At 69.9% G+C, this 621-nt stretch carries 1 pseudogene; it reads right to left on the bottom strand.

Annotated features, from left to right (window positions below):
* A pseudogene (locus QLG07_RS02660) lies at positions 1–621 on the bottom strand (hypothetical protein); the annotation flags it as partial.

The following is a 621-nucleotide window of genomic DNA, read 5'->3' as shown; positions in this document are numbered from 1 at the left end:
CGGTGTCAAGGGTGCCCAGCGCGTCGCCCACGTTGTTCTTGGTTGCGCCCTGCACCGTGTAGGACGGGCCGGTGAAGCTGCCGTCCTTGCCCACGCCGGCGCCCCCGCCCAGCGCGTCAGCCGCGTTCTTCTTGGCCGTGTACAGCTGGGCGCCGGTAACCGCCTCGCTGCTGTCGGCGGCCAGGCTGCCGCCGGCGATCCCCTTCAGCGTCCTCTTGATGGCCTTCTTGGTGTCGCCGTCCTCGCCGGTGAAGTCCACGCTGTCGCCCCCGCGCCCCTTGGCCACGCTGATCGCCTTGCTCTCCGCGTCCTGGGTCACCAGACCCGCGGTGCCGCTGTTCAGCTGGTTTACGGTATTGCTGATGTTCGTCAGGCTGCTGCCCTGCTGGCTGACCGCGGTGTCAAGGGTGCCCAGCGCGTCGCCCACGTTGTTCTTGGTTGCGCCCTGCACCGTGTAGGACGGGCCGGTGAAGCTGCCGTCCTTGCCCACGCCGGCGCCCCCGCCCAGCGCGTCAGCCGCGTTCTTCTTGGCCGTGTACAGCTGGGCGCCGGTAACCGCCTCGCTGCTGTCGGCGGCCAGGCTGCCGCCGGCGATCCCCTTCAGCGTCCTCTTGATGGCCT

This window comes from Erwinia sp. V90_4, from assembly GCF_029967685.1.
In the GTDB taxonomy this organism is placed as follows: Bacteria; Pseudomonadota; Gammaproteobacteria; order Enterobacterales; family Enterobacteriaceae; genus Erwinia; species Erwinia aphidicola.
Note: the sequence above shows the minus strand (reverse complement) of the source record. Positions and strands in the feature narration are given on the sequence as shown.